This is a genomic window from Burkholderia sp. LFS061, from assembly GCF_047978125.1.
Lineage (GTDB): Bacteria > Pseudomonadota > Gammaproteobacteria > Burkholderiales > Burkholderiaceae > Burkholderia > Burkholderia pyrrocinia_C.
In genome coordinates this window covers 141,284-166,831 of sequence record NZ_JBFPFS010000005.1, presented here as the reverse complement: position 1 = coordinate 166,831, position 25,548 = coordinate 141,284, and the positions used below count along the sequence as shown (strand labels likewise).

18 protein-coding genes and 2 pseudogenes are annotated in these 25,548 nt (G+C 63.3%); 9 read left to right on the top strand and 11 right to left on the bottom strand.

What is annotated here, in order from left to right:
* Positions 1 to 57: 57 nt before the first annotated feature.
* The 5 genes from ACNQQL_RS06445 to ACNQQL_RS06425 form a co-directional block, all read right to left on the bottom strand.
* Positions 58 to 1,413, bottom strand: coding sequence for a nitrate- and nitrite sensing domain-containing protein (locus tag ACNQQL_RS06445; protein ID WP_347063611.1), 1,356 nt, complete (start codon positions 1,411 to 1,413; stop codon positions 58 to 60).
* Positions 1,414 to 1,731: 318 nt separating this feature from the next.
* Positions 1,732 to 3,222, bottom strand: a complete 1,491-nt coding sequence (gene ansP, locus ACNQQL_RS06440; protein WP_347063610.1) for an L-asparagine permease — start codon at positions 3,220 to 3,222, stop codon at positions 1,732 to 1,734.
* Positions 3,223 to 3,465: 243 nt separating this feature from the next.
* Positions 3,466 to 3,774, bottom strand: coding sequence for a hypothetical protein (locus ACNQQL_RS06435; RefSeq protein ID WP_347063609.1), 309 nt, complete (start codon positions 3,772 to 3,774; stop codon positions 3,466 to 3,468).
* 38 nt (positions 3,775 to 3,812) lie between these two features.
* Positions 3,813 to 5,510 carry a M4 family metallopeptidase gene (locus ACNQQL_RS06430; RefSeq protein WP_347063608.1) on the bottom strand — a complete coding sequence of 566 codons (1,698 nt, stop codon included), beginning with the start codon at positions 5,508 to 5,510 and terminating at the stop codon, positions 3,813 to 3,815.
* Positions 5,511 to 5,836: 326 nt separating this feature from the next.
* Positions 5,837 to 6,007, bottom strand: a complete 171-nt coding sequence (locus tag ACNQQL_RS06425; RefSeq protein WP_347063684.1) for a hypothetical protein — start codon at positions 6,005 to 6,007, stop codon at positions 5,837 to 5,839.
* On the opposite strand from ACNQQL_RS06425, the pseudogene ACNQQL_RS06420 reads away from it, so the two are divergent.
* The 3 genes and pseudogenes from ACNQQL_RS06420 to ACNQQL_RS06410 form a co-directional block, all read left to right on the top strand.
* Positions 5,974 to 6,204 (top strand): annotated as a pseudogene (locus ACNQQL_RS06420) (ISNCY family transposase); the annotation flags it as partial. The gene ACNQQL_RS06425 and the pseudogene ACNQQL_RS06420 overlap by 34 nt on opposite strands.
* A gap of 502 nt (positions 6,205 to 6,706) precedes the next feature.
* Positions 6,707 to 8,077, top strand: coding sequence for a sensor histidine kinase (locus ACNQQL_RS06415; RefSeq protein ID WP_239483161.1), 1,371 nt, complete (start codon positions 6,707 to 6,709; stop codon positions 8,075 to 8,077).
* Positions 8,077 to 9,102, top strand: coding sequence for a response regulator (locus tag ACNQQL_RS06410; RefSeq protein WP_347063607.1), 1,026 nt, complete (start codon positions 8,077 to 8,079; stop codon positions 9,100 to 9,102). The genes ACNQQL_RS06415 and ACNQQL_RS06410 overlap by 1 nt, the downstream gene beginning before the upstream one ends.
* Positions 9,103 to 9,145: 43 nt before the next feature.
* Here the strand turns inward: ACNQQL_RS06410 and cqsA are convergent, their stop codons facing one another.
* Positions 9,146 to 10,423 (bottom strand): alpha-hydroxyketone-type quorum-sensing autoinducer synthase, encoded by a 1,278-nt coding sequence (cqsA, locus tag ACNQQL_RS06405; protein ID WP_347063606.1) that lies wholly within the window; start codon positions 10,421 to 10,423, stop codon positions 9,146 to 9,148.
* 292 nt (positions 10,424 to 10,715) lie between these two features.
* On the opposite strand from cqsA, the pseudogene ACNQQL_RS06400 reads away from it, so the two are divergent.
* The 3 genes and pseudogenes from ACNQQL_RS06400 to ACNQQL_RS06390 form a co-directional block, all read left to right on the top strand.
* A pseudogene (locus tag ACNQQL_RS06400) lies at positions 10,716 to 11,204 on the top strand (LuxR C-terminal-related transcriptional regulator); the annotation flags it as partial.
* Between the two features lie 158 nt (positions 11,205 to 11,362).
* A complete protein-coding gene (locus tag ACNQQL_RS06395; protein WP_347063605.1) occupies positions 11,363 to 12,568 on the top strand; it encodes an MFS transporter in 1,206 nt (401 codons plus the stop codon).
* Between the two features lie 428 nt (positions 12,569 to 12,996).
* Positions 12,997 to 13,899 carry a LysR substrate-binding domain-containing protein gene (locus ACNQQL_RS06390; protein ID WP_347063681.1) on the top strand — a complete coding sequence of 301 codons (903 nt, stop codon included), beginning with the start codon at positions 12,997 to 12,999 and terminating at the stop codon, positions 13,897 to 13,899.
* 123 nt (positions 13,900 to 14,022) lie between these two features.
* Here ACNQQL_RS06390 and ACNQQL_RS06385 read toward each other — a convergent pair whose 3' ends face one another.
* The 4 genes from ACNQQL_RS06385 to ACNQQL_RS06370 all read right to left on the bottom strand — a co-directional run bounded on the left by ACNQQL_RS06385 (position 14,023) and on the right by ACNQQL_RS06370 (position 22,015).
* Positions 14,023 to 15,417, bottom strand: a complete 1,395-nt coding sequence (locus ACNQQL_RS06385) for an efflux transporter outer membrane subunit (protein WP_347063604.1) — start codon at positions 15,415 to 15,417, stop codon at positions 14,023 to 14,025.
* On the bottom strand, positions 15,414 to 18,605 hold the full coding sequence (locus tag ACNQQL_RS06380; RefSeq protein WP_347063603.1) for a multidrug efflux RND transporter permease subunit: 3,192 nt from the start codon (positions 18,603 to 18,605) through the stop codon (positions 15,414 to 15,416). The genes ACNQQL_RS06385 and ACNQQL_RS06380 overlap by 4 nt, the downstream gene beginning before the upstream one ends.
* Positions 18,602 to 19,759 carry an efflux RND transporter periplasmic adaptor subunit gene (locus ACNQQL_RS06375; RefSeq protein ID WP_347063602.1) on the bottom strand — a complete coding sequence of 386 codons (1,158 nt, stop codon included), beginning with the start codon at positions 19,757 to 19,759 and terminating at the stop codon, positions 18,602 to 18,604. The genes ACNQQL_RS06380 and ACNQQL_RS06375 overlap by 4 nt, the downstream gene beginning before the upstream one ends.
* 507 nt (positions 19,760 to 20,266) lie before the next feature.
* Positions 20,267 to 22,015: a cholesterol oxidase substrate-binding domain-containing protein gene (locus tag ACNQQL_RS06370; protein ID WP_175962967.1), complete on the bottom strand. Its 1,749-nt coding sequence runs from the start codon at positions 22,013 to 22,015 to the stop codon at positions 20,267 to 20,269.
* Positions 22,016 to 22,993: 978 nt separating this feature from the next.
* Between ACNQQL_RS06370 and ACNQQL_RS06365 the strand changes: the two genes are divergently transcribed.
* The 3 genes from ACNQQL_RS06365 (at position 22,994) to ACNQQL_RS06355 (ending at position 24,472) form a co-directional block, all read left to right on the top strand.
* Positions 22,994 to 23,188 carry a hypothetical protein gene (locus tag ACNQQL_RS06365; protein WP_143155746.1) on the top strand — a complete coding sequence of 65 codons (195 nt, stop codon included), beginning with the start codon at positions 22,994 to 22,996 and terminating at the stop codon, positions 23,186 to 23,188.
* A 176-nt stretch (positions 23,189 to 23,364) separates the two neighbouring features.
* Positions 23,365 to 24,177 (top strand): helix-turn-helix transcriptional regulator, encoded by an 813-nt coding sequence (locus tag ACNQQL_RS06360; RefSeq protein WP_347063601.1) that lies wholly within the window; start codon positions 23,365 to 23,367, stop codon positions 24,175 to 24,177.
* Between the two features lie 67 nt (positions 24,178 to 24,244).
* A complete protein-coding gene (locus ACNQQL_RS06355) occupies positions 24,245 to 24,472 on the top strand; it encodes a hypothetical protein (protein ID WP_347063600.1) in 228 nt (75 codons plus the stop codon).
* Between the two features lie 18 nt (positions 24,473 to 24,490).
* Here ACNQQL_RS06355 and ACNQQL_RS06350 read toward each other — a convergent pair whose 3' ends face one another.
* Positions 24,491 to 25,327 carry a helix-turn-helix transcriptional regulator gene (locus tag ACNQQL_RS06350; RefSeq protein WP_347063599.1) on the bottom strand — a complete coding sequence of 279 codons (837 nt, stop codon included), beginning with the start codon at positions 25,325 to 25,327 and terminating at the stop codon, positions 24,491 to 24,493.
* Positions 25,328 to 25,548: the final 221 nt, after the last annotated feature.

Genomic DNA, 25,548 nt, shown 5'->3' with positions numbered 1-25,548 from the left:
CCTGCACGCGCTGTGGGCGCTACCGCGGTGCGTGGCGCGGCGCGCGCTCCGGACAGGTCAGGTCGTGCCGTCGTCGCGCGGTGCCTTCGGCGCGCTTCGCTGCGCACGTCGCCGCGCGGCGGGCTGCGCGTGCTCGTCGACGAATCGCTCGGGCGACGTCAGCGCGTCTTCCGCGATATCGGCAAGCGGCCGGTTGCGGTCCATCGACGCTTTCTGCAGCATCCGGTACGCCTCGTCCTCCCGCAGCTTGAAGCGTGTCATCAGCGTGTTTTTCGCGCGCTGCACGAGCTTGCGTTCGTAAAGTGCACGACGTGCGGCGTCGAGTTCGACCTCCGCGCCGGCCAGTCGCGCGGATTGCGATTCCAGCAGGGATTTGAGGCTGGCGAGCGTCGACGAATCGGCGCCGGAGAGGCGCTCCGGCAGTTCGTGAACCGCCGCGCGCGCCGACAGCGGATCGCCGGCGAAGAAATGGGCGAGCGCCTGGATATGCGGCGGCGGGTTGTTCCGCAATTGCGCCATCAGGCGCTCGGAGTCGCGCAGCGTCCGATGCGCGTCGTCGATCCGCGCGTCGCACGTTTCCTGCACCTGCAGCGTCAGCGCGATCTGAAGGTGCCAGAGATCGTCGATGCGGGCGCTTGCGGCGTCGAACCAGGCTTCGCTCAGGCCCGCATCGAGCGTGTCGCCGGCCTGCGCCGTGCACAGTATGCGTCGCAGCTTCTCGAGCGCCGCCACGTGCGGCCCCGTCATGCGCGTCTCCCGCCATGCGTTTTGCTCGGCGCTCGCGAAATTCGCAAAGACTTCGAGACTGCGCTCCTGCGCCGCGATCAGATACAGCAGGCGCTGCTGCTGGTCCGCCGAAAACGCGCCTGCCGCGAACATGTGCGCGCCGACGGCGCGTTCCTGCCCCGCTTCCTCCTTGCCTTCGACGACGTGGACGAGCGCGATCAGCATGCGCGATACCGACGGATCCGCCGCGCTGTCGGCGAGCTGGAAAATCAGCTCCACCAGGCCGCCGATCACGGTGCTGAACGCCTGGACGGAGTCCGGCGCGGACAGCGCGATGCGGTCGATCCGTTCCCGCAGCGCATCCAGCGATTCCAGGTCGAGCAGCACCCATGCGATCAGCGACAGCAGGCGCGAGGTCGAGCCGCGCGCGGGCGCGAGTTCCAGATCCAGGCGCTCGCGCAGCTGCGCGACGAGCGGTGCGGATTCGTCGCGTGCCGCCGCGCGTTCCGCGACAAAACGCTTGCCGAGCGACGCCAGATAGATGCTGGTCGCGCCGCGCTCGCGCTGCAGCGCGTGGATCAGGCGGCCGAGCAGGTCGATCAGCTCGATCTGTTCGGCCACGCGGCGCAGCGACGCGATTTCCTGCTGCTTGGCGAGCAGCGCGAATTGCAGGGCGGTGGCGGACATGGCGGCGTTGAACGGCGGCAGGGGCTAAGTGCAGTGTAGTGCGGACAATAAATGTTGGTGTCGCAGGAGGGCGGAGTCGCTGTGCCGGGCGCCACTGACGCGTTTTGGTTCCGCCTTGCGGAACATGTCCTCCCCGTCGTGGGATTTCCGGGCGAGGCTCGCGGGATTCTGCGTGTCGAGCCGCGTCTTGACTTGCGAGTAGCGCGGGCGAACCTGCTCTCCCGCCAGCATTTCGTCAAACGGTGTCGTGGGATTACCCTGAGCCGTGCGGGGTGGCCGCCGATCTAGGGCCGGCCGCCACCCGCTATCGGGCGTCGCCTAGTCGTCGCCCTTTTCGAGGACGCTCTGCGTGAGCGTGACCGACGGAATCGTCGGTTTGAGCGACGCACGGCGCGCGCGGCCGCTTAACCACTTCCAGCCGGCGACGAGCAGCAGTGCGACCAGCGGAATCGACGCGATCGTCCACGTGCCGTTCGGGTAGTTGAATGCCATCAATACCAGCACGCCGAGCAGGAACAGCAGCGTGAGCCACGACGTCACCGGCGCGCCGGGCATCCTGAACGGCACGTCGTCCACTTCGCCGCGTTTGACGGCTGCCCGGAATTTCATCTGGCAGACGATGATGAACCCCCACGTGCTGATGATGCCGAGCGACGCGATGTTCAGCACGATCTCGAACACGCTCGACGGCACGAGATAGTTGAGCAGCACGCCGATCACGTAGATCGCGACCGTCACGAGAATGCCCGCGTACGGCACGGATTGCGCGCTCATCCGCCCGAGGAACGCAGGCGCCGAGCCGCCCATCGACAGCGAACGCAGCACGCGCCCGGTCGAATACAGCCCCGAGTTGAGACTCGACAGCGCCGCCGTCAAAACCACCAGATTCATCACCGAGCCGATACCGGGAACGCCGAGCGCGCCGAAGAACGTGACGAACGGGCTTTGCCCTGCCTTGTACGCGCTCCAGGGCAGCAGGCAGACGAGCAGGACGACCGACGCGACGTAAAAGATCGCAATGCGCCAAATCACGCTGTTGATCGCGCGCGGCAGCACCTTGCGCGCATCCTTGCATTCGCCTGCGGCCGTGCCGACCAGTTCGACGCCCGCGAACGCGAACACCACGCCCTGCACCAGCACGAGCGCCGGCATCAGTCCGTGCGGGAAGAAACCGCCGTTGTCGGTGATCAGGTGCATGCCCGTGTCATGGCCCGCGACGTGTCCGCCGGTGCCCAGGATCACGGAGCCGATGCCGAGAAACAGCACGATCGCAGCGACCTTGATCAACGCAAACCAGAACTCCATTTCGGCGAACCACTTCACGCCGATCAGATTCATGGTGGCGACGATGCAGAGCGCGATCAACGCGAAGATCCATTGCGGAATACCGGCGAACGGCGTCCAGTAATGCATGTAGAGCGCGACCGCGGTGATGTCGACGATGCCGGTCATTGCCCAGTTCAGGAAATACATCCAGCCCGCGACGAAAGACGCTTTCTCGCCGAGGAATTCGCGCGCGTACGACACGAAGCTGCCGCTGCTCGGCCGGTGCATCACCAGCTCGCCGAGCGCACGCAGGATCAGGAACGAAAACACGCCGCACACCAGGTAGACGATAGCGAGCGACGGCCCCGCAGCCTGCAGTCGCGCGCCGGCCCCGAGGAAAAGCCCCGTGCCGATCGCACCGCCGATCGCGATCATCTGTACCTGTCGATTGCCGAGCGTCTTGTGATAGCCGGCCTCGTGGGATTCGAGCCAGCTGCGTTTGTTGGTTTCGCCGGTCGGCGACGGTTCAGGAATCGATGCCATGGCTGCACCCTCTTGCATTTGCGTGATCGCTTTCATCCGGATCGCGTGACGATCAGGACCCACCGGCACCTGCGACCACGACGCGTGGAGACACGTCGGGCGTCCTGGTCGCGGCTCGCCGGCAACGGCGAGGGGCACGGTCAGACACGAAAGTATTCAGCCGTAATTCCGCTCACAAACAGCATGCAAATTTGGACTGAACCTGTTCGAATCCGTGCATAGGGTTTGATGGAAAGCTTTTCGTTATATGGCTTCCCGTTTGGGGTGCGTTGCCTTCGACGGTGCACCGTTTCGGCTTGTGCGCCGAATTTCGTCAACCGCAGCTTCGATGGCGAGCGCGGCCGCGATCATGCAGATGATGCCGATCGCGTTGCCGATCATCATCGGATGGCCGAACACGCGATCGGCGACGAGCGCAATCAGCGTCGGGCCGAGTCCGAAGCCAATCGGCCGCCTGCAATCGCAGGCGGCTGATCGACACGTGCCTTGCTCATGCCCGAGCGCCGCGTGAGCTCGATCGGTTCGCTTTCCTCCGAAGCGAAGGACCGCCACGCGACCTTCCGGCGTTCAATACGCCCACCCAAGCGCGATCAATTCACCCCGACCGCACTCCATGCGCGCGCGACCGTTGCGCTCTCGGCCGAGTTCGCTCCATACAGGTCGTTCGCCGCCTGGATCGACGCACGCCGCGCGCTCGGGTAGCTCGAGTTGGCGTTCAGGTACACGGTCAGCGTCCGGTACCAGATCTTGCCGGCCTTCTCGCGGCCCAGGCCGCTGAAGGTCGTGTCGCCGTTGCAGACCAGCTGCGTCCTCGACAGGCCGGTGTCGGTCGACGGCACCGCCGGGCCTTCCGACAGCAGGTAGAAGAAGCGGTTGCCCACGCCCGACGTGAAGTGCGGATCGTGACGCGGATTCGACCACGAGAAACCGCCGGACGGATAGCAACTGAACGAGCGGCCATCGAGGTCCTGCTTGTACATCTTGCGCAGGCCGCCGCTCACCACGCGCGCGCCGATCACGTAGTTGCCGGGATCGTTCGGATTGTTCGCGTAGAACTTCACGAGCGTGCCGAAGATGTCGGACGTCGATTCGTTCAGGCCGCCCGCGTCGCTCGAATAGTTCAGGTTGGCGGTGGCCTCGGTCACGCCGTGGCTCATCTCGTGCCCGGCCACGTCGACCGATACGACCGGCTTCGGCAGGCTCGTGCCCGACTGGCCGTCGCCGTACACCATGATGTGCGACGGCATCCATGCCGCGTTCGCGCCGGTCGTGCCGCTGCCGGTGTCGAACACCACGTGCGCGAAACTCTTCACGCCGCGCCCGTCGTTGAAGATGCCGTTACGGTTGTGCGTAGTCCTGTAGTAGTCCCAAGTCAACGCGAGGCCGTAGTCGATGTCGGCGGCGACGGTTTGCCGGTCGGTGGTCGAACTGTTGCCCCACACGTTCGTGCTGCTCGTGAAGATCGGCAGGTCGGTCGCTTGCTCGACGTCCTCCGCGATCAGCCCGCGGCCGTCGTAGACGGAGCCGCTGCCGCGGGTCGGATCGAGCATCCGGTACGCGTTCGTGCCGGTCTGGTCGGTGGTCAGCGTCAGGTTGCCGTAGTACAGCGAGCGGCCGGTGCCGGTCGCGGCGGCGGTCTTGATCAGGTCCTGCGCGTCGAGCACGGTGCCCGTGCGCGCGTCGACGTAGTACAGCACGGCGTCGCCGTGCGCGTCGGTCGCCTTGCCGTATACGCCCACCGCGTAGGCCAGCGTCGGCGTGACGTCGCGCGCGAACACGACGAGCTCCGCGTCATCGATGCGGCGCACGTCCGAGTTGAAACGCGCGGCCGCGATGCGCTTGACCCTGGCCGCGCCCACGTCGGGCGCGTTGCGCACCACGAAGCGGTCGCCGACCTTGCCGATCTTGCCGGCGAGATCGATCGGCGCGGGCTGGGTCAGGCTCGCTTGCTTCAGCTGCCCCTGGTTCGAATGGACGACGACGTCGCCGCCGATTACGGGCAGACCCGCGTAGAAGCGGTCGAAGCGCACGTGTTCGGTGCCGTCGGGATCGACGATCACGTCGCGTACCTGGAACTGGTCGCCGTCCGTCGGCGCGCTCGCCTGCGGCGCCGCGAACTTCAAGGTGCGAGCGGCGCTGCCGGTAGCCAGGCTGAAGGCGGACGGGTTCTGCTGGATCAGTTGCAGCGCCCTGTCGACCGCGGCCGGCTGGTCGCCGGCTTGGGCAAAAGCGCTGAGACTGGCGAGGGTAATCGCGGTGATGGACAGCAGACGAGACAGTTTCTTCATGTAATCCCCCAGATTATGAATAAAAGCGTGATTTTCGAGGAATGCATCAAGGACAAACTTTGATATGAGACATGTCGCGAACCGCAGGGGCATGCTAGAAGGTCGTTTTTGTAATTACAAGATATTTTCTGATGGATTAATTTTTTATTATTTCGATGTTAATCAAGTCGGGATTTGGTGAGAAATATGAAATGATCTTGTCGGTCGATTGGGCGGCATCGGTGACATCGCGCTGGCGAAGTGCGCTTGGGGGGAGGGGGCACGGGGCGGGGCGCTGCTCGAGCGGAACGGCTGATGTGGAGCGGAGCGACAACGACGGCCATAATTTACTTCATTAAATATTCGATTTGATTGTTGCTGTTGTTTTTGTTGTCATGCCATTGATTAATGGCGATGTGTTTGTCATTTGTGACGGCGAGTGTCTTTGGATGCGCAATGATCGATTCGTACGCTGGTGATGGCTTCCGGCCTGTGGATTCCGCGCCGGCAGCGTCCATCCAAGGTTTCCAGCCGAGGGTGCGCCGGGCGTGCTTGGGCGAGTCGAGCCAGATCGACTGGCAGCGATCATCGATGGTTCGAGGAACGGACGCCGGCCTGCACGCTGCTGGTGTATGTGGACGACGCGACGATCCGACTGATGATGCTGCACTTCACGCAGACCGAATCGACCTTCAGCTACTTCAAGTGTTGCCGCGACCGCTAACCAAAAAAACTCTGCAATATGCGAAGCTTCGCATATTCATGAGCGCCTGCAGACGATCGCGGACACGCGCACTGGCAAGCGCAACGCGGCTGCGCCTGCCTGCCGGGCGAGTATGCGGACAAGGAAACGAAGCTGACCGGGTAGCGCCATCGTGGCCACGTGTGGCAAGCCTGGCCGCGAAGCTGCCGATCTATGTCAATACGAGTGTGTTAACTAATCCTCACGCAGCTTGGCATTCGCCGGGACCGTGGCGTAACCTGTCGACCATCGAGATACCCACGCTAAAGTGGGTCGAAGGGTAAAAACGCCGCTGGCTTCTAAAATCAATCGGCAACAACACTCGTCGGCCGAGGCAGAAGCTCTGCCGGTGCCGACTAATCAGCCGCGCGGGACGTTTGTGGCGAGGTTTTGCTGATAGCATGCTGGCGAGGGAACTGCAGGAAGCCAGTATATTTGCCAATGCCTGAATTCTTCAAATTTCGACGAGGGACGAATGGGGCTGAAGGCATATCAAAAACACAAATTTGGAGAGAGAAGCAGCATGCACGTTCAGCGCCGAAGCAATTCGCTGCAGCGCAGCATCCATAAGGCGTTTGAACCGGCATTGCGCAATATGCAATATGTCGAGGGGCGCCTGCGTCCGTTCGCGATCGTCGCCATTATCGGCTTCCCGCTCTATTACTACATCTGGCACGAAGTCTTTCCGCAACGCTACGAGAATCTATCGCTGCGGCTCATCGGATCGATACTCTTTCTGCCCGTCTTGTTTCATCACCGCTGGCCGGCTGTCGTGCGCGGGTTTCTGCCCTACTATTGGTACGCCATTATTCTCTATGCTCTGCCATTTTTCTTCACGTTCATGTTGTTGAAAAATGATGGCTCACAGGTTTGGGTCGAGAGCAGCTTGATCGCCGCGTTCGTGGCGGTGCTGCTGCTTGACTGGCTCATGCTGCTGCTTAGCTTCGTCGCGGGCGTCGGCTTGGCCGTCGTCGCCTATTGCCTGACTACGACGCCGGTTCATCTCGATACGCCATATTTCTCGCATCTCGCTATCCTTGCGTTCGCGATCCTCATCGGTGCCGTAGCCAACTACGACACGGCACGCATTCGATTCGAGCAAGAGCGCGCGATGGTCGCCACCGCGGGCAGCGTCGCGCATGAGCTTCGCACGCCGCTCCTGGCGATCCGTGCCGGCGCAGCGGGACTAAGCCGCTTTCTGCCTCAGCTGCTCGCCAGCTACGACCTCGCGCAGCGCAGCGGCCTTCACATTCCGAAAATCCGCTTCGCGCATCTGTCGTCGATGCACGGCGTGCTTGAACGGATCGAACAAGAGGCTTTGCTGTCGAATTCGGTGATCGACATGTTACTCGTCAATGCGCGTTTTACCGGCGGCTTCAATCAAGGGGCCGAGCGCTGCTCAATCGCGCGCTGTGTTGAAACGACCCTGCATCGCTACCCGTTCCGCGGAGTCGAGCGCGACCAAATCCGCTGTGATCTCGTTGACGACTTCGAATTTCACGGTTCGGAGACGCTGATCGTACACGTGCTGTTCAATCTCATCAAAAATGCGCTGCGCTCGTTGAGCGGCATCGACAATGGCAACATTTCGATTCGGCTCCACCGCTCGGAGCGAGCGAACCGTCTTGTGTTTCGCGATAACGGGTCGGGAATCGAGCCCGACGCGCTGCCCCACATCTTTACGCGTTTTTGCACCTCTTCGGTGATCAACGATGATGTCTCGCTCGGTGCCGGAATCGGATTGGCCTTCTGTCGTGATGTGATGCGGGCAATCGGTGGGACGATCGAGTGCACGTCGACAAAGAACGCGTACACACAGTTTGTACTGACCTTTCCGTTGCCCTAATGATCATGATCGAACCCTTCGCATTCCCGACCACGGTCGGCTTCATTGACGACAGTGCATCCTTTCTCGCCAATCTGAGCTTGCAGCTCGACACACAATTGGCATTTCGCTTCTTCCATTCGGCAAAGCGCGCGATCAGCGTTATCAACGACGAAGCGATCCAGCCGCTCGCCGCCGAAGACTTCCTCTGCCGCTATCACGATCGGACGGAACAGAGTGACGCCCACGAGGTGATCGCAATTCGGATCGACGCGATCCGACGCCAAATGCACAACGCGCGGCGATTCGAGAGGACGTCGGTTGTCGTCGTCGACTATGACATGCCGGGCATGAACGGCCTGGAAGTCTGCCGGCGCATCGTCAATCCGGCCATCAAGAAGATCATTCTTACCGGGAAGGCCAATGAACAGCTGGCCGTCAAGAGCTTCAACGAAGGCCTCATCGACCGGTTCATTCGTAAACAGGATGTTCACGTCGTTCCCGTCCTCAATGAAGCGATCGACGAGCTGAAGCGTGCGTATCTGCACCAGACGCAACGCACGGTCATCGAGGCGCTCGGCTTGTCCGAGTACCGGTTTCTGGCTGATCCGGCATTCGCCGCGAAGGCGACGGAAATCTTTCGCGAGCTCGGCATTGTCGAGCATTACCTGTCAACGCGCCCGACGGGGCTCGTGATGCTCGATAGTGCAGGCACACCTTATCTGCTTCTCGTGCACACCGAGGATGCGCTGCGCGCGACCCGCGAAATCGCCGTCGAGCGCGGCGCGCCCGCCGCGTTTCTCGCCGAGCTCGACAATGGCCATCGTGCGCCTTACTTTCCGGATTCGGAAGGGTACTATCCGATCGGGTGCGCGTCGTGGCAGCCGTACATGCATTCCGCGACGGTCGTGCGAGGCCAGCAAGTCTATACGTGCAGCGTCATCAAGAATCCGCCTGGCCTCGAGCTGGGTTCCGTCGTTTCCTACGACGACTATCTCGACCGCCTTGATCGACATATGGATGAAAAAGGAGATTCACTGGCGTGAATCCCCCGCATCAATGTGATTGACGCTTAGGCGTTTATGTCGCTTACACTGCTTGCCTGACGGCCGCTATCCGGTCGATCGCGCGTGCGCTGGCGTACATCCGCTGTGTTGACGGCCAGTCATCGAGCTCGACCTCATCGCGAATCGCTTCGCAGACCTGGACGATCCGCCGCAACTCGTCGTGAGTAAGTGCCGCATGAACGGAGAGCCGGATTAGCGCGCGGTTTTTCGCCGTGGCAGGCGCGCAGAAGACCGAGCCGAAAATGCCATGCGACTCGAGCGCGTCGCGTAGTTTGATCGTCCGTTGCTCCGTGCCGGACTCGAGTGCGATGATTTGAGTTTCACTCCCATTAAGGTTATAACCGAGTCGCGTGAGTTGCTCGCGCAGGTACCGTGCATTTTCTGCGACCTGCGTGCGCCGCCACGCTTCCTTTTCGATCACGAGGATCGTGGCCTCCAGGGCGGCGGCTTCATGCGGAAGCAATGTCGAACTAAAGATCGCCGGACGCGATTCAAACTTGAAATACTCCTGAAATCGGCTCGAGCAACTGATCACGCCCGCGCGGCCAGCGAACGCTTTTGCGAGACTCGCCGTGCGGAAGTGCACACGATCGGTCAGCCCCAACTCGACGACGAGCCCTGCGCCATCCGGCCCATGCGTGCCGAGCGAATGTGATTCGTCGACGACTAGCACGCAGCCGGCCGTTGTCGCCACGTCGACGACGTCGGCCAACGGACAAACGCTGCCGTTCGTGCTGTAGATCGAGTCGACGACTACGATGCCAGGTCCATGACGACGGATTTGCCGCGCGAGATGGTCAGCATCGTTGTGGGCAAAGGCGACAGCTTTCGCGCCTGAGCTTTGCACGCCTTCCCATAGCGACATATGGGCCATCATGTCGAGGTATACGGGCGTTTCAGCGGAAGCGATTGACTGAAGCAAGCCGGTATTCGCTGCATAGCCGGATTGACAAAGTATGGCTGATTCCGAGCCCATGAAGCGGGCGAACCTGTCTTCGAGCTCAAGCAACGGACATGCCCCGTGCAGAAATATGCCGGACATCAGCATCCCATTGCCCTCCGACTTTATGCTTGCGCACATCGATTCGAGGATATCGGGGTGTCGGGCGATCGACAAATAATCGTTGCTCGACAAATGCAACGCGCCGGGGCCAGGCATACGCCCTCGCATAATATGGCCACCGTTCCAGTTCCCTTGAACGCGTTCGCGATAATAGCGTGTGACACGTTCGGCAACGAATGCCGGAAGCGAGACTTCGCCAACGTTCGACTTGGATTTCCCTTCGTAATGTTCGTACACTTTAAGCTCCTTATGGTCAACTGCACGGTTGTGCAGCGCTGCATAATGAGCCACCTGCTTGTTATAAAAAAGTCGAGATACTCTTAAAAGAGAGATGTCGTCTATCCTTTTCGTATCGTAAAATTTATACCATTAAAGGATTTTTCATTTATTTTTGTAAGAAAGTGATGGGCTGGTAAATCTCGTTCGCCGAGATATCTGGAATATCTATGTAAGGCAGTCAGGCCTGGCGATCGCCGCGCCGGATTCCGCGATAATTGCCGATGAGCGCTTGGCGTGGCGTTGCCCTTGCGAGTACTGCTGTTACGGAATCCGTGTCGAAGTCGTCTGGCCGGACGTTGACGAGGTCGCGCCATGCCCTTTGTGGGAAGATGCGCGTGAGGCCGGGTTGTCGGTCGGCATCGCGCAGTCGAGCTGGGCCGCGCGCGGCGCGTTCGGCCTGCTGAGCATCGCGCGCCATGCGGATCGCCTCACGCCTGCCGAAATCAATGTGCTCACGCTGCAGACCCACTGGCTCGCGAACCTGTCACATTCGCTGATGAGCGGCTTCATGGTGCAGAAGCTCGCGCCGGCGGCAAGCGTCGTGCTGACGGCGCGGGAACGCGAAGTGCTGTGCTGGACCGCCGAAGGCAAGACGGCATGCGAGATCGGTCAGATCCTCAGCATCGCGGAGCGGACGGTGACTTTTCACGTCAACAACGTCCTCATGAAACTTGGCGCGACCAACAAGGTGCAGGCGGTCGTCAAGGCGGTCTCGGCGGGGCTCATCGATATGCTCTGATGGAGGCGAGGCGCCTTGGTGTCACTACAATGTCGTCCGACCGCATTCGAGTCTGTCATACCTGACGCCCGACCCGTTCAAGCAGCAGTATTGTTCAAGCAGATCACCCCCACGAGTTACAGCGCACGCAACCGACATTCCGCACAACAATAGACAAAATGAGCGATTTGAAAAGCGAAGCCTCTTTGGGGACCCAGCATCACCCCGATGCGTCCCGTCGCCGCTCGCTGGTGGCCGCATGCGTCGCGCACGCCGCACACGACGGATTGACGGACGTCATCTACGTGCTGCTGCCCATCTGGCAAGTGCAGTTCGCTATCAATTACGCGCAGATCGGCCTATTACGCGGGCTCTATTCCGGCGTGATGGCGGGTTTCCAGTTGCTCGCGAGTCGGGCAGCGCGGCGATGGGGGCGGGAGCGCATGCTGGTGGCGGGGACCGCGCTCGCTGGCGTTGCCTACCTGATCGCCGGTCAGGCCGCCGGGCTGGCGGTGCTGCTGGTCGCGCTGGTGCTGGGCGGACTGGGCGCGAGCACGCAGCACCCGCTCGCGTCCTCGATGATCACCGATTCTTACGAGGCAGGCGGGGGCGTGAAGGAGGCGCTGGCCCAGTACAACTTCTCCGGCGACATCGGCAAGACGCTGATACCAGGCCTGATCGGCCTTCTGTTGACGGTCGTGACGTGGCGCACAGGCGCAACGCTGATCGGTGTGCTTGGCGTGGTTTCAGCAGGCCTGCTGTGGTGGCTGATTCCGTCGCGCGGCGCGCCGCATGCGGCGCGCGAGACGATACCGAAAGCGGCCATCGGCAGCGGTTCGTCCGGCGGCTTGCGCGCGCTGCTCGCGACCGGCACCCTCGACAGTGCCGTGCGGATGGGCTTTCTGACGTTCCTGCCGTTCCTGCTGAAAAGCAAGGGTGCCGGCACCGCCGGTATCGGTCTCGCGCTGACGTTGCTGTTCGTAGGCGGTGCATTCGGAAAGCTGTTCTGCGGCTATCTGGGCGTGCGGATCGGGATGATGAAGACAGTGTGGCTCACTGAGTCTGCCACGTCGCTGCTGATCGTGGTCGCGGTGTTCTCGCCACTCTTCGCAATGATGGCGATTCTGCCGCTGCTGGGACTCGCGCTGAACGGGACGTCGTCGGTGCTCTACGGGGTCGTGCCTGAGCTGGCGGGGGCCGGCAAGCGCGAGCAGGCGTTCGCGTTGTTCTATACGGGCACTATCGGCGGTGGCGCTCTGTCGCCGGTCCTGTTCGGCCGTCTGGGCGACATTGCGGGTGTCCCAACCGCGCTGCTCGCCTTGGCGTCAATCCTTCTGCTGACACTCCCGTTATCGCGCTACGTACAGAAGGGGCTGGACGCCTAGTGACCTGGCCCCGGCAAACAGGGCCAGCCGGAGTCGTCAAGGGACAACACTGAGCCCGCAGGTCAAAGGGGAGGCGGTCGCGGCGATTCGGGAGAAGGTCGACATCTCCGAGCGCCGCGCCGCCGGCCCGCCGGGCTTTCTCGCACGTATTGCACGACAACAAGCAGCCGGACCACGAGAACGAATTGCTGGCGCCGCGTCTGGTGGAGCCGGCGTACGAGCGTCGTCGGTACGGGTACCTCCGCCTGCACGCCCTGGTGGAACGCGAAGGCATGCATGTCGATCACAAACTCCATACACCTCGGACATCCGGGTTTCATCGAGTTTGTTGACTGGAAATCAAATGTGATTCGCTTCGACTTATGGTTATCAGCGGAACAAAGCCACACTATCGTAGCGGTTTACGATTGGTGCCTGATTCTGTTCCCATGAAGACCACACTAGACGAAATGCTCGCGTTCGTGACGATCGCGGACATTGGTTCGCTGACAGGTGCAGCGGACCGATTGCATCAGCCGACCTCTGTGATGAGCCGCGTCCTGCGGCGTCTCGAAGATAAACTGGATACGACGCTGATTAGACGCACGACGCGTCGGCTGGAATTGACGGAAGAGGGCAACGTTTTTCTCGACCATGCGCGAGACATCATTGCATCGGTCGAGTTTGCCGAGGACCAAATCGCGCGGCAGCACGAAATGCCGGCGGGCCGTCTGCGGATCAATGCTGCGATGCCCTTCATGCAGCACGTGATCGCACCGATGATGCCGGGGTTTCGCGACGCGTATCCGGCGATCGAGGTTGAACTTCATACCAGCGACGAGATCATCGACCTGCTCGAACAGCGCACCGATGTTGCGATCCGGATCGGAGAGTTGCGCGATTCGACGCTGCACGCGCGGAAGCTCGGCGGCAGTCGGTTACGCATTCTCGCCAGCCCGGGCTATCTGGAGAAGGCCGGCGTGCCTGCCGGCGTGGCTGACCTCGCGAACCATACCGTGCTCGGTTTCGTGCAGCCGGAGGCGCTGAACCACTGGCCGTTGCGTAACGCGGACGGCAATGTGTATCGAGTTCAGCCGGCGTTGCAGGCATCGAGCGGAGAGACGCTGCTGACGCTGGCGCTTAATGGCACCGGTATCGTGTGCCTGGCAGACTACATGACCGGCGCCCATCGCCGCGACGGCAGCCTCGTCGAATTGCTCGCCGACGACACCATCGAATTCCGCCAGCCGATCCATGCAGTCTTCTATCGCAACGCGACGCTATCGTCGCGGATCGTCAGTTTTCTCGACTACGTCAGCGCGCAGTTGAAGGACGTCGGCGACATCGACTGAGCATGGCCCGTGCGTGATCGGTCACGCAGGAAACAAAGGGTGACGGGTTCGGCTTCGATCGAATCCGTCGCCCTTTGCGTATATCGGTCAATGTGCGGCATCGATCGATCCGGACGCATACACTTATTGCCCCAGCGCGCTCATCAGCCTGACCTTGCTGAGCATTTCGTCGGTCCGTGCCTGCGCGAGCGCATCCTCGGCCGTGAGCAGCGAGCGCTGCACTTCCAGCGTATCGATGAACGCCGATTCACCGCTGCGCCACGACCGGTTGATCTGCGTATAAGCACCGCGCGCATTCGCCGCCGCGCGTTCGAGGCGTTCGGTGCGACCGTGATTGCGGGCGGTCGCCGCGACGGACGTCTCGACGTCGCTGACTGCCGTCAGCACCGCCGTGCGATAGGCGGCGACCGCTTGATCGGCCTCTGCGCGGCGTAACGCGACCACGCTGCGCCGCCGCCCGCCGTCGAACAGCGGCGCGCTGGCGCCGGCGCCGGCCATCCATGCCAGCGAACGCGCGAGCGTGGCCCCCGAGAAGCCATCGATTGCCGCACCGATCACGCCGATCAGTTGCAAGTGCGGTTTCAAGTCGGCCTCGGCCACGCCGATCCGCGCATAGGCCGCGACGACGCGCGCCTCGGCTGCGCGGACGTCCGGTCGCCGGCGCAGCAGATCGGCTGGCGTGCCGATGCCCGGCGCGGGAGCCGACCATGTCGGCCATGGCGCGGGCGGATCGAGTTGCGCGTAGGTGTCCTGCACCGTCGATGCGCTGATGATCGACAGCCGGTGGATCGCTGCCTGTCGCTGCAGTTGCAGCGAGGGCAGTTCGGCCAGCGTCGTCTCCGTCTGCGCGGCGGCGCGGTCGACGTCGGCAATCGGTACGACGCCCGCGTCGAACAGGCGCCGCGTCGATTCCTCGGTGCTGCGCTGGCTCAGCGCGTTGGCCTCGACCAGTGCCAGGCGCTGCTCGAGGCCGCGCACCGTCACGTAGGTACGCACGGTCTCGTCGATCGTCGCGATCCGCACGGCCGCCGCATCGTTCTGCGCGGACGCGATGTCCGCGTCGGCGGCCGACACACCCTGACGGATGCGCCCGAAGATATCGATGTCCCATGCAAGGCTTGCATTGAGATCGAACGCGTTGCCGATCGTCGGCGTATCGGTCGGGAACGCTTGCGATGCCGATTGCCGCTGGCGGCCGGCGCCCGCATTCAGGTCGAGTGACGGGAGCCACTGCGACGCCGCGCCGATCCGTACCGCGCGCGCCGCGTCAATGCGCGCGACCGCGGCCTTCAGGTCAAGGTTGTTCGCGAGTGCCATGTCGACCAGCCGGTCGAGAATCGGATCGTGAAAACCGTGCCACCATGCGACGGTGTCGGCCGCCGGGCCGCCGGCCGACAGATCCGCATTCGCATACGTCGAAGCCAGCGGCGGCGGTGTGACGTCGGCGACCGGCGCGCTGGTGCACGCGGTCAGGATGGCCGCCGCGGACAGCACGGCCACTAGTCGAATGAACTTCATTGCACCACCTCCGTCGCGACGGCCGCGACAGCGGTCTTGCGCATCGCGAGCCGGCGAACCATTACATAGAAGACGGGCGTAAACAGCAGCCCGAAGAACGTCACGCCGATCATGCCGAAGAACACGGCCGCGCCGACCGCCTGCCGCATTTCTGCGCCGGCACCTTCGGAGATCACGAGCGGCAGGACGCCGAGAATGAACGCAAGCGACGTCATCACGATCGGGCGCAGCCGCTGCACGCACGCTTCGACGATGGCGTCGACGAGTTCGATGCCGTCGGCCTCCAGCTGCCGCGCGACCTCGACGATCAGGATTGCGTTCTTGGCGGCAAGCCCGACCAGCACGATGAAGCCGATCTGCGTGAGGATGTTCACGTCCTGGCCGAGCCCGCGCACGCCGAGCGATGCGGCAAGCAGGCACATCGGCACGATCAGCAGGATCGATGCGGGCAGGCTCCAGCTGCCGTACTGCGCGGCGAGCACCAGATACACGAGCAGCACGCACAGCGGAAACACGAGCAGCCCCGTGTTGCCGGCCGTGGTCTCCTGGTACGACAGATCGGTCCATTCGAACGAGATGCCGGGCGGCAGCACCTGTTTGGCGAGCGTCTCCATCGTCTTGATCGCGAAGCCGGAGCCGAGGCCCGGTGCCGTATCGCCATTGATTTCCGTGGCGGGGTACAGGTTGTAGCGCGGCGCGCGATCGACGCCGAGCGTATCGTCGATGCGTGTCACGCTGCCGATCGGCACCATGTCGCCGTCGCGGTTGCGCACCTTCAGCCGAGCGAGATCGGATGCGTCGACGCGGAACGGCAGGTCGGCCTGCGCGGTGACGCGATAGGTGCGCCCGACGATGTTGAAGTCGTTGACGTAGGTCGAGCCGAAATACGTTTCGACCGCGTCGTTGATTTCCTGGCTCGGCACGCCGAGCATCTCGGCCTTCTCGCGATCGAGTTCGACATGCACCTGCGGGCTCGTTGCGGAGTAGGGCGTATAGACGCCGACCATGCCGGGCGTGCGTTTGGCGGCGGCGACGAGCTCCTGCGTCGCCTTGGCGAGCGCGGCGGTGCCGAGGCCGTTGCGGTCTTCGAGTCGCATCGCGAAGCCGCCTGTGCTGCCGAGGCCCTGCACCGGCGGCGGCATCGCGACGACGATCGACGCTTCCGTGACGCTTGCCAGCCGTTGACGCATCTCGGCTGCAATCTTCTCGATCGTCAGTCCCTGCGTCTTGCGTTCCGGCCACGGCTTGAATACAGGGAACAACCCGGCACTGTTCGACGAATTCGTACCGGTCGCCGCATTGACGCCGGAAAAAACCGGCACGCGGGCGACCCCCGGCACTGACAGTGCGATGTCCTCGATCTTGCGCGCGACCGCGCTCGTGCGTTCGAGCGTCGCACCGTCGGGCATCCGCACGAGCACGACCAGGTAGCCGCGATCCTGCGCCGGTATGAAGCCCTTCGGGCTCGATACGAGCAGATAGCCTGTCGCGGCGATCAGTACGACGTACAGTGCGGCCATCGCAGGGATAATTCGCACAACTTTCCGGACCAGCCTGCCATACGCATCGGACAGGCGCTGGAACACGCGATTGAACGCGTTCGCGAAGCGCTGCACGACGCGCATGGCAGGCGCGAACAACGCGGCAATCCGCGACACGGGCGCGGCCGAATCGTGTTCGTCGGCATGCGCTTTCAGGATCATGGCCGATAGCGCAGGCGCGAGCGTCACCGATGTGAAGAACGAGATCGCTGTCGACACGGCAATCGTCACGCCGAACTGGCGGAAGAACTGGCCCGAGATGCCGGGAATGAACGAGGTCGGCACGAACACCGCGCAAAGCACGAGCGTGATCGCGAACAGGGCGCCGCCGACTTCCTTCATCGTCAACAATGTCGCGTCGCGCGGCCCTGCACCGGTCGACAGGTGTCGCTCGACGTTCTCGACGACGACGATCGCATTGTCGACGACGATCCCCACCGCGAGCACGAGGCCGAACAGCGTCAGGTTGTTGATCGAATAACCGAGCGCGGCCATTGCCGCGAATGTGCCGACGAGCGACACCGGAATCGACAGGATCGGGATGATGGACGGCCGCCAGCCCTGCAGGAACAGCAGCACGACGAATACGACGAGCACGACGGCCTCGTAGATGGTCTTGACCAGTTCGTGGATGCTGTCGCCGATGAACGCGGTCGGGTTGTAGCCGATGTTGTAGACGATACCCTTGGGGAAGTCCTTGCTCAGTTCCGCCATCTTCTTCTCGACCGCGTCCATCGTCGCGACTGCGTTCGCGCCGGGCTGCTGCAGCACTTGCAGCGCGATCGTCGGGTGGCGCAGCATGTAGCTGTCGGTCGCGTATGCGAGTGCGCCGACTTCCACGCGCGCGACGTCCTTCAGCCGCACGAGCCGCCCGTCCTTGCCTTGCTTGACGACGATGCTGCTGAAGTCCTCGGGGCGCTTGAGCCGCCCTTCGAAGATCAGGTTCGGCTGGAATGCCTGGTTCGTGATCGGCGCCTGTGCGACCACGCCGCCCGCGAGTTGAGTGTTTTGCGCGCGCACCGCGGCGATCAGGTCGCTCGGGCTCAGGCCGAACGACGCGACGCGCTCGGGATCGAGCCAGATGCGCATCGAGTATTCGCGCGCGCCGAGTGGGTTGATGTCGCCGACGCCGTCGATACGCTTCAGCACGTCCGCGACGTTGCGGATTGCGTAGTTCGACACGTACAGCGGGTCGTAGCGCTGGTCCGGCGAGTACAGGAAGATCGTGCCGAGCTGCGTCGGCGACGATTTTCGCACCGACACGCCGCTACGCTGCACCGGCTCCGGCAGGCGCGGCGTCGCCAGCGCGACGCGGTTCTGCACGAGCACCTGCGCCTTGTCGACATCCGTGCCTGGCTTGAACGTCGCGGTGATGTTGAGGCTGCCGTCCGACGTTGCCTGACTGTACATGTACAGCATGTCCTCGACACCGTTCACTTCGAGCTCGATCGGTGTCGATACCGTTTGCGACACGGTTTCCGCAGACGCGCCAGGATAGGTTGCCTGGATGACGACGGTCGGCGGCGCGATGTCCGGGTATTCGGACACCGCGAGCGTGAAATAGGCCAACGCACCGGCGATCGTCACTACGATCGACAGGACGATCGCGAGCACCGGCTGCTGGACGGACAAGCGGCCGAGGTTCATTGCGCGCTCCCGGTCGTGCCGTTGGCCTTGTCGGTTGCCTGGGCCAACGTGGCCGTATTCGTTGCATCGATCGCGCGCGGCACGGCCTTGACCTTGTCGCCGGCCTGCACGCGCTGGAAACCGTCGACGATCACGCGGTCGCCGGCGTTCAGCCCGGCGTCGATTTCGCGCAGGTTGCCGTGCAGGCGGCCGGGGGTCACCGGGCGGATCGCGACCGTGCCCTTCGCGTCGACGAAATACAGCACGCGATGCGTCGCGTCGGTCGCGACGGCCGAATCGGGTACCAGTAGCGCATGATGCGCGACACGGCTCGACAGGTAGACGCGGCCGAACTGGCCGGGGCTGAGACGCCGGTCCGGGTTCGAGACGCGCGCGCGTTGCCGCAGCGTGCCGGTCGAGTTGTCGAGGCGGTTGTCGACGAAATCCATCGTGCCCGTCAGCGACGGTTGTGCGTCGCCCGGCAGTGCGATCGCAACGCGCCGCGACGACGCATTGCTACCGCTTTTCTGCGCTTCGCGCGTGTAGCGCAGGTAGCTTTCTTCATCGACGTCGAAATAGATATCGATCGGATCCTGCGACACGATCGTCGTCAGCACGGTCGCGTCGCTGTCGCCGCCTTTCACGAGGTTGCCTTCGCTGACGAGCTTGCGGCTGATGCGGCCGGACATCGGTGCGACGATGCGCGTGAAGGACAGGTCGAGCCGTGCGCGCTCGAGCGCGCCTTGTGCGCTCGTTACCTCGGCCTGTGCGCTTTGCACGGCCTGGCGGCGTTGGTCGTAGAGGCTCTGTGCGATCGTGTCGGTCCTGATCAGGACGCTGGCCCGTTCGAAATCTTGCCTGCTCAGCTTCAGTTGCGACTGCGCGCGTTCGAGTGCGCCTTGCGCGGCCGTGACGGCCGTCTGATACGGGCGCGGATCGATGACGAACAGAAGGTCGCCCTTCCGAACGTTCGCACCGTCCTGGAACGCTACCTTGTCGAGATAGCCGCTCACCCGCGGGCGCACGTCGACGGTATCGACGGCTTCGAAGCGTCCGGTATAGACGTCGACGTCGTTGACGTCGCGGGCGACGGGCGGGCTGACGATCACGCTCGGCGTCGCGGCCGCCGCCTTGTCGTCCGACTGGCAGCCGGACAATGCGAGGAGCGCGGCCATCGGAACGGCGGCAAGCACGGCCCGTCGAGCGACGCGCTTCAATCCTGGGTATCGGTTCATGTTCGTGCGAATTGTCGAGTGAGGCGCCACGCGCCGGATGGTGCGCAGTATCGTGTGTGGCGAGCGGCCGATAAACGGACAAAACGGCATAAGAACTTGTACTCCGCAGTCACGAATCGCCGTTTGTCGGCGGTGTGTGAGCGGGTTCGGCAGGAAATGGCGGTGCGCGGGGGCGTGCTGCTGCGACGAGCGGCCCGGATGCCTGCTCAGGCAATTCGGGCTGCCGGTTCGAGGGAAGTGGAGAAGAGGCGGCTGATGGTCCGCCTGCTGCGGGAAGGCGAAGACAGGTACGGAAAGAATCGGTGCAACCCCGGTAGGGGACGGAAACGATGCACCGACAGATACCTGAACCGGTCGAGAGGGGCTAGGAATCTTCCCGCCATGTTCAAAAGAGTTCTCGCGCGCGGCGCGCATGGCAGCGCGCCGCGCCGGCTTCCGCCGGGATTGCTACGGCATCAACCGATCGAGCAACGGCGACCGGAAGATCCGGTGCGGGTCGTAGCGTTCGAGGGTCGCGCGCGCCGCATCCCAGCTGCTCGACGGCGGCTGGCCTTCACGATGCAGATTCGGGATCGTGGTGGCGAGCATGGTGCCATCCTGCCAGGCGGCCGTGTCGGTATAGCCCCAGCCCTTCGACCATTCGGGACGCAGCGTCGCATACGAACCGGTGTAGTTCGCGAGCATCCATTGCTCGATCTCGCGATAGAAGCGATCGGCGCCAGGCGTGCCCGGTAAAGTCAGGATATCGAACCATACGGCGATGTCCCATTCCGGGTGATCGGGGCGCGGCTTGAGCGCGGACAGCGTGGGAACGACCGCGCCGGCGCCGGCATCGGCCGGCTTGTCGAGACCGGTGACCCGGATCTCGACGGGACCGTTGATCGGGTACTCGCCGCGTGCCTTGTATGCGTCGATGCGATTCTGATAGAACTGCACGAATTCGCTGATCACGCGTTGCACGTCGGCACGCCGCGCCAGTACCGCGTAGCCGTTCGCGGTGACGCGCAGCGTCGTCGGCCGAATGTACTGCAGTACGGTGCGCGACCAGCCCCAGATGTCCCCGCTGAGCGTGAGCGCGAGGCCGGCGGTCGTGATCGCCAGCTGCGTCTGGCCGAACAACGGCGTCAATGCGCCTTCGCCGTTGATCACGATCCGCTTGACGAGATCCGAGATGGACTGCGAGATCGAATCGGAGAACGGATAGTTGTACGGCTGCGTGACGGTGCGCGACAGGAACGGCTTGCTGGGCGTCGGCGTCCAGACCTTGAGCCACGGGCACGTCGTGAACGGGAACCAGATCGCTTCCATCCGGCCCGCTCGATCGAGAAACGACGCGATCGTTCGGCCGGGCGTGCCGGCCGGCGCAAATAGTTCGGAAGACGGAATGTCGACGAAGCTCTGGCAGCGCAGCCGCTGGTTCGGGCCTGCCGTCAGCGTCACTTCGACGACGAACGCCATCCCGATGTGCGCGAGGAACGCACCGATCTCGGGATCGCTGCGCTCGAACCGGCGCAGCACGTATTGCTGCCGGGCCGGATCGAACACGATGGCGGTCAGCGCGACCACGAGATTGCTTAGCGAGCCGTAGGTGTGGCCCGGTTGCAAGGTTTCACCGGCCGCCGGTACGGCGGTGCCGTGCGCGTCGATCGCAAGCGCACCGCCGAGCGTGATGCCGCCCGGCGCAGGCACGGCGACCATGCCGAGGCCAGATTGCTCGAGCGTCGCGAGCAGCGACTCCAGCGAGACGCCCGTCTGCGCGGTGACGCGCGCCGGGCTCGCCGACGTGTCGACGGAGACGGCCGTCAACGACTTCGTCGTATCGAGCAGCACGAGGTTCGCGGCGCCGGCGCTTGGGTCCAGCGTCAGGGGCGACCAGTTGTGCATGTAGCCGCGCGGACGTACCCGATAGCCGTTCGCGCGGGCCCAGTTGACCGTCGCAACGACGTCGTCGGCGGAGCGTGGCGCGGCGGTCCATACGTCCTGCACGGCGATCTCGCCGCTCCAGTTCTGGAACGCCTGCTTGTAAAGCGGGATGTCGGCCGGGAAGCCGGGCGGTGTCGCGCCGGCCGTCAGCGCGTGCGCCGCAATCTGGTAGACCGGTGTCCAGCCGGTGACGACGCCGGCCGCCGCGAGTTTCGCCATGTTGGCCAGGAAGGCGCGACGCGGCGCAGGTTCGTCTCGAAAGTCGTGACTCATGGTGTGCTCCAATTTCTCGGAATGGTTTTACAGATTGGAAAGACGACAAATGACGCGTTGAAGCCAATGTGGTAATTCGAGCAGGCGTGACGTGCGGGAAGCGTTGCGCGTTGGCGGGCCGGGATTGAAAAGAGGACGGTGCATTCGACAATGCGCGGCCGAGCGTCATCACGGACGTCTGGAAGAAAATCGAAAAACCGCCGGCGACTTTTGCAACTGGCCGTCGGCCTGTCCTGCCGGCAGGTGGATATGGAGATTCGACTGAATGGCGTGTGACGAAGCGCTAGCCGCGACGATCGATAAAAGATGATTGCACGTGCATATTAATTTCCATGTTTCATTTTTTTAAATAAACCCGCTTGCAATTCAAAATCGGGCGGCGTTTTGTCGTTTATTTCGATGGAAAAGCGTAGCAATTTATTTTTCTGGCGGCAAGCGGTGGGGCGGGTAAATTGCGTGCGATTAAATATGGATATTTTGTGACGGACAATGATTTCGCCATTTGTTGATATTTTGCAACGCCCGTATCCACGGTGCTGCGTATGTTGATTGCGGCGATTTTTATCGCATGAAGGTGTAATCGACAGCGCTGCCTCAAGTAGGCAGCAAAAAAATTATGCTTTCCCATCGCGCAGATTGAATCAATCGTTGATCGAATCGAAACAATGTTCGGAGAAAAGTGCTTTGGGCTGCGTGGTGAGCGGGAGCGATGTGATGAAATTCGCCGATTCTTCTCTCGAATAAGACCTCTTGGACGAAAATCCATGGTAGGCGGTTCCCGGATGACTATTACAAAATTTCGGGGTAAATAAATATCGATTTCTATTGATCTACCATAATTTTGCTCATGAGTGGCTTGCGAGTTGATCGATTTTGGGTCTGCAAGCGGCGGCGATTAAAAAACGAATGTCACGCTAACTGCGGATATTTTAAATCGTCGCTATCATACGCAGCTGGGGTATTCGTGGATCAAATTCAATGGAAGGGATTATCTCGGTTTTTGTTCATGATTTTTCGTTGAATCCGCCGGGAACGCACCCGCTCCGGGCCGGCGCAGGGTTTTCCGATTCAGGCCTTCAGCGCGTCCGGCGGCAGCCCATTTTCAATCAGCAGCGCTCAATGACTGAAATGGGCGTTTCAGCTTCTTGCGGGGGCGATCTCGCATCGAACTGAACAGAGCACGGCGCGCCGCCGTTTCGCGTGAGCCGGACACATCGGCGCGCGACGCAACGCGAGAACGCATGACGACGCGCGCCGAAACGCGCGCCGCGCAAACCGCGCCGGCTCGCCCGAGCCGGCGTTGCGCCGCCGTCCTCAAGCACGCACAACAAGGAAACAAGGAGAGTCAGATGTTCGCGATGTTCTCGAAGCTCGGGAAGGTGATTTCGAGCGCCGGCAGTGAGCGGTTCGCATCCGACATGCATGCATTGCTGGTCGAATCGATTCCGCTCGCGATCACCCGGATGACTGAATGGACGCTCGACGAGCCGGCGGGCGAAGTCGTCCACGTGCAATCGCTCGGCGCGTTCGGCGCGCCGGGTGACGACGGGCGCAGCAGCGGGCCGGCCGCGCATGGCGAGCGGCAGCCGGCAGCACATCCGCTGTTGAACCGGATCGTGGCTGCTTGCGACCGGCAGCTCATTCACATCAATCCGCTGATGCGGAGCGGCAATGGCGGCGAATTCGCGCCGCCGCGTGGACCGGGCGGGGGATTTCAGTGCCATCTCGTGTCGTGCAAGGCGAATCGCCGCTACGTGATCTCGCTGCATCGAACAGCGTCGCATTGCGACTTCTCGTTGCAGGAGATGTCGTTCCTGAAGAATTTCGCCGATACGCTGCTGCCGCTCGTCGAGTGGCATGCGTCGACGCGCCGGCACGGCGACCTCGAAGGCACGACGATGCCCGCCGTCGAGGCGCTGCGCAAGGAGTTCGAATCGCGGCTTGCGCGCGCGGCGGTCGTGCTGTCGGCGCGCGAAAGCGAAGTGTGTCTCGGCCTGCTCGCGGGCAAGATGCTGCGAGAACTGGCCGGCGAGCTCGGTGTGAAGGAGAGCACGGTCGAGACGTACATCAAGCGCGCCGCGGTGAAGCTCGGCATCAGCGGCCGGCACGGGCTCACGAAATGGATGATCGACGATTACGTGCCGTGCGCGTCGGCGGCGTGATGCCGTCACGCCGGGCGCGGGCGCCGATACCCGACGCGCGACCAGCGTCGCCGGCCGGCGTGCCGGAATGGCTGGCGCGCGTGTGCGCGCCGGCGCTCTCGTCGCGGGCGATGACGACGATGTCACCGGGTGCGGCGGTTCGGCCTTCGTCGCCGGCCTGATTGCCGGCACGCGGCTCGAAGTGGTGGCCGGCGGCAGCTATCCGATGCTGTTTTGCACGCAGCCCGCGTCGGCGTCGCGCGGGCTGCAGTTCCTGGCGCGCCGCGGGCACCGGCACGCGCTTTCGGACCGCTAGCCTTCGGGTGCCGACGCTTCAGGTGCCGACGTACGGCGATGCGCAGTCGCGCCGCACGCTTCTCGTGCTGTCTCGGCGTGCTCCAGCCGCGGCCTCGCCCGCGGCCCCTGCCGCCTCGTCGAGCATCCAGCGCGTGAGACCATGGCGCCCGCCGAAGCCGAGCTTGACGGCTGCCCGCTTCAGGTAGGTCTCGACGGTGCTTTCGCGCAGCGCGAAACGCACGGCGATGGCGGGCACCGTGTCGCCGGCCAGCAGCGCCGTGCATGCCTCGATCTCGCGCGTCGACAGCTTGACGCCGGCTTGCCGCAGACGGTCGGCGAACCGCCGCGCCACGCGCTCCCGGCCCGATTGCGTCGCCGGCGGCGCGGCCGCGGCCGCGTGGGCGGGCGGCGGAGCCGAATCGAGCGCCGCGACATGGGTCTCGACGATCGGAAACAGCACGTGCGAGAGCTCCTTGAGGACGGTCTGCTCCCGCGACGAGAAGTCGTCGAACGTGTTCGTGCGATACAGCGAGATCAGGTAATAGTGGCCCCGCTTGCGGGTCAAGAGATGGAACTGCGCGCAACGCGGCGGCACGATCGCAGCCTGCATGAGGACGAAGCGATGGACCAGCGCGTGGGTCGGGCCGTGGCCCGCGAGCGTGTCATCGACGTGCACGCAGCTCGCGCCCGAGCGCGGCGGCATCTGCGGCCCGTAACAGGCGGCTGCCGGGCCGGCCTTCGCGAGCGCCGCGCCGACCGCGCCGACCGCGCCGAGGCTGCGCACCGCGAGATCGCCGTCAGGCGTCGCGTCGACCGCGAGCTCCGAAATGCGGATCTCGTCGACGGGGACGGCCGCAGAGATCAGGCTGTACATCACTCGGGGAAAGCGTCGGCTCCCGCTGCTTGAGATCGCTTCGCCGACGTGTGCGAACAATCTGCTGAACTCCATGAACGGATTCCTGGTGAGACGTTGAAGCTGCGCTTGCGCGCATGATTGCCGGCATGATTTAAACACCCGGCGGCGAACGCGTCTGTAACGGATAGCCGGGACAGGCGAATTGCGGTGGCGTTCGCGAGCTCGCCGCACTGTCGACG

What these genes read in the sequence shown, in the direction of transcription:
- ACNQQL_RS06370 (WP_175962967.1), bottom strand. Translation starts at nt 22,015, where the DNA reads ATGAGTCACGACTTTCGAGACGAACCTGCGCCGCGTCGCGCCTTCCTG.
- ansP (WP_347063610.1), bottom strand. Translation starts at nt 3,222, where the DNA reads ATGGCATCGATTCCTGAACCGTCGCCGACCGGCGAAACCAACAAACGC.
- ACNQQL_RS06360 (WP_347063601.1), top strand. Translation starts at nt 23,365, where the DNA reads ATGTTCGCGATGTTCTCGAAGCTCGGGAAGGTGATTTCGAGCGCCGGC.
- ACNQQL_RS06365 (WP_143155746.1), top strand. Translation starts at nt 22,994, where the DNA reads ATGGAAGGGATTATCTCGGTTTTTGTTCATGATTTTTCGTTGAATCCG.
- ACNQQL_RS06380 (WP_347063603.1), bottom strand. Translation starts at nt 18,605, where the DNA reads ATGAACCTCGGCCGCTTGTCCGTCCAGCAGCCGGTGCTCGCGATCGTC.
- ACNQQL_RS06385 (WP_347063604.1), bottom strand. Translation starts at nt 15,417, where the DNA reads ATGAAGTTCATTCGACTAGTGGCCGTGCTGTCCGCGGCGGCCATCCTG.
- ACNQQL_RS06410 (WP_347063607.1), top strand. Translation starts at nt 8,077, where the DNA reads ATGATCATGATCGAACCCTTCGCATTCCCGACCACGGTCGGCTTCATT.
- ACNQQL_RS06430 (WP_347063608.1), bottom strand. Translation starts at nt 5,510, where the DNA reads ATGAAGAAACTGTCTCGTCTGCTGTCCATCACCGCGATTACCCTCGCC.
- ACNQQL_RS06350 (WP_347063599.1), bottom strand. Translation starts at nt 25,327, where the DNA reads ATGTACAGCCTGATCTCTGCGGCCGTCCCCGTCGACGAGATCCGCATT.
- ACNQQL_RS06395 (WP_347063605.1), top strand. Translation starts at nt 11,363, where the DNA reads ATGAGCGATTTGAAAAGCGAAGCCTCTTTGGGGACCCAGCATCACCCC.
- ACNQQL_RS06415 (WP_239483161.1), top strand. Translation starts at nt 6,707, where the DNA reads ATGGGGCTGAAGGCATATCAAAAACACAAATTTGGAGAGAGAAGCAGC.
- ACNQQL_RS06390 (WP_347063681.1), top strand. Translation starts at nt 12,997, where the DNA reads ATGAAGACCACACTAGACGAAATGCTCGCGTTCGTGACGATCGCGGAC.
- ACNQQL_RS06445 (WP_347063611.1), bottom strand. Translation starts at nt 1,413, where the DNA reads ATGTCCGCCACCGCCCTGCAATTCGCGCTGCTCGCCAAGCAGCAGGAA.
- ACNQQL_RS06375 (WP_347063602.1), bottom strand. Translation starts at nt 19,759, where the DNA reads ATGGCCGCGCTCCTCGCATTGTCCGGCTGCCAGTCGGACGACAAGGCG.
- ACNQQL_RS06425 (WP_347063684.1), bottom strand. Translation starts at nt 6,007, where the DNA reads ATGGACGCTGCCGGCGCGGAATCCACAGGCCGGAAGCCATCACCAGCG.
- ACNQQL_RS06355 (WP_347063600.1), top strand. Translation starts at nt 24,245, where the DNA reads ATGGCTGGCGCGCGTGTGCGCGCCGGCGCTCTCGTCGCGGGCGATGAC.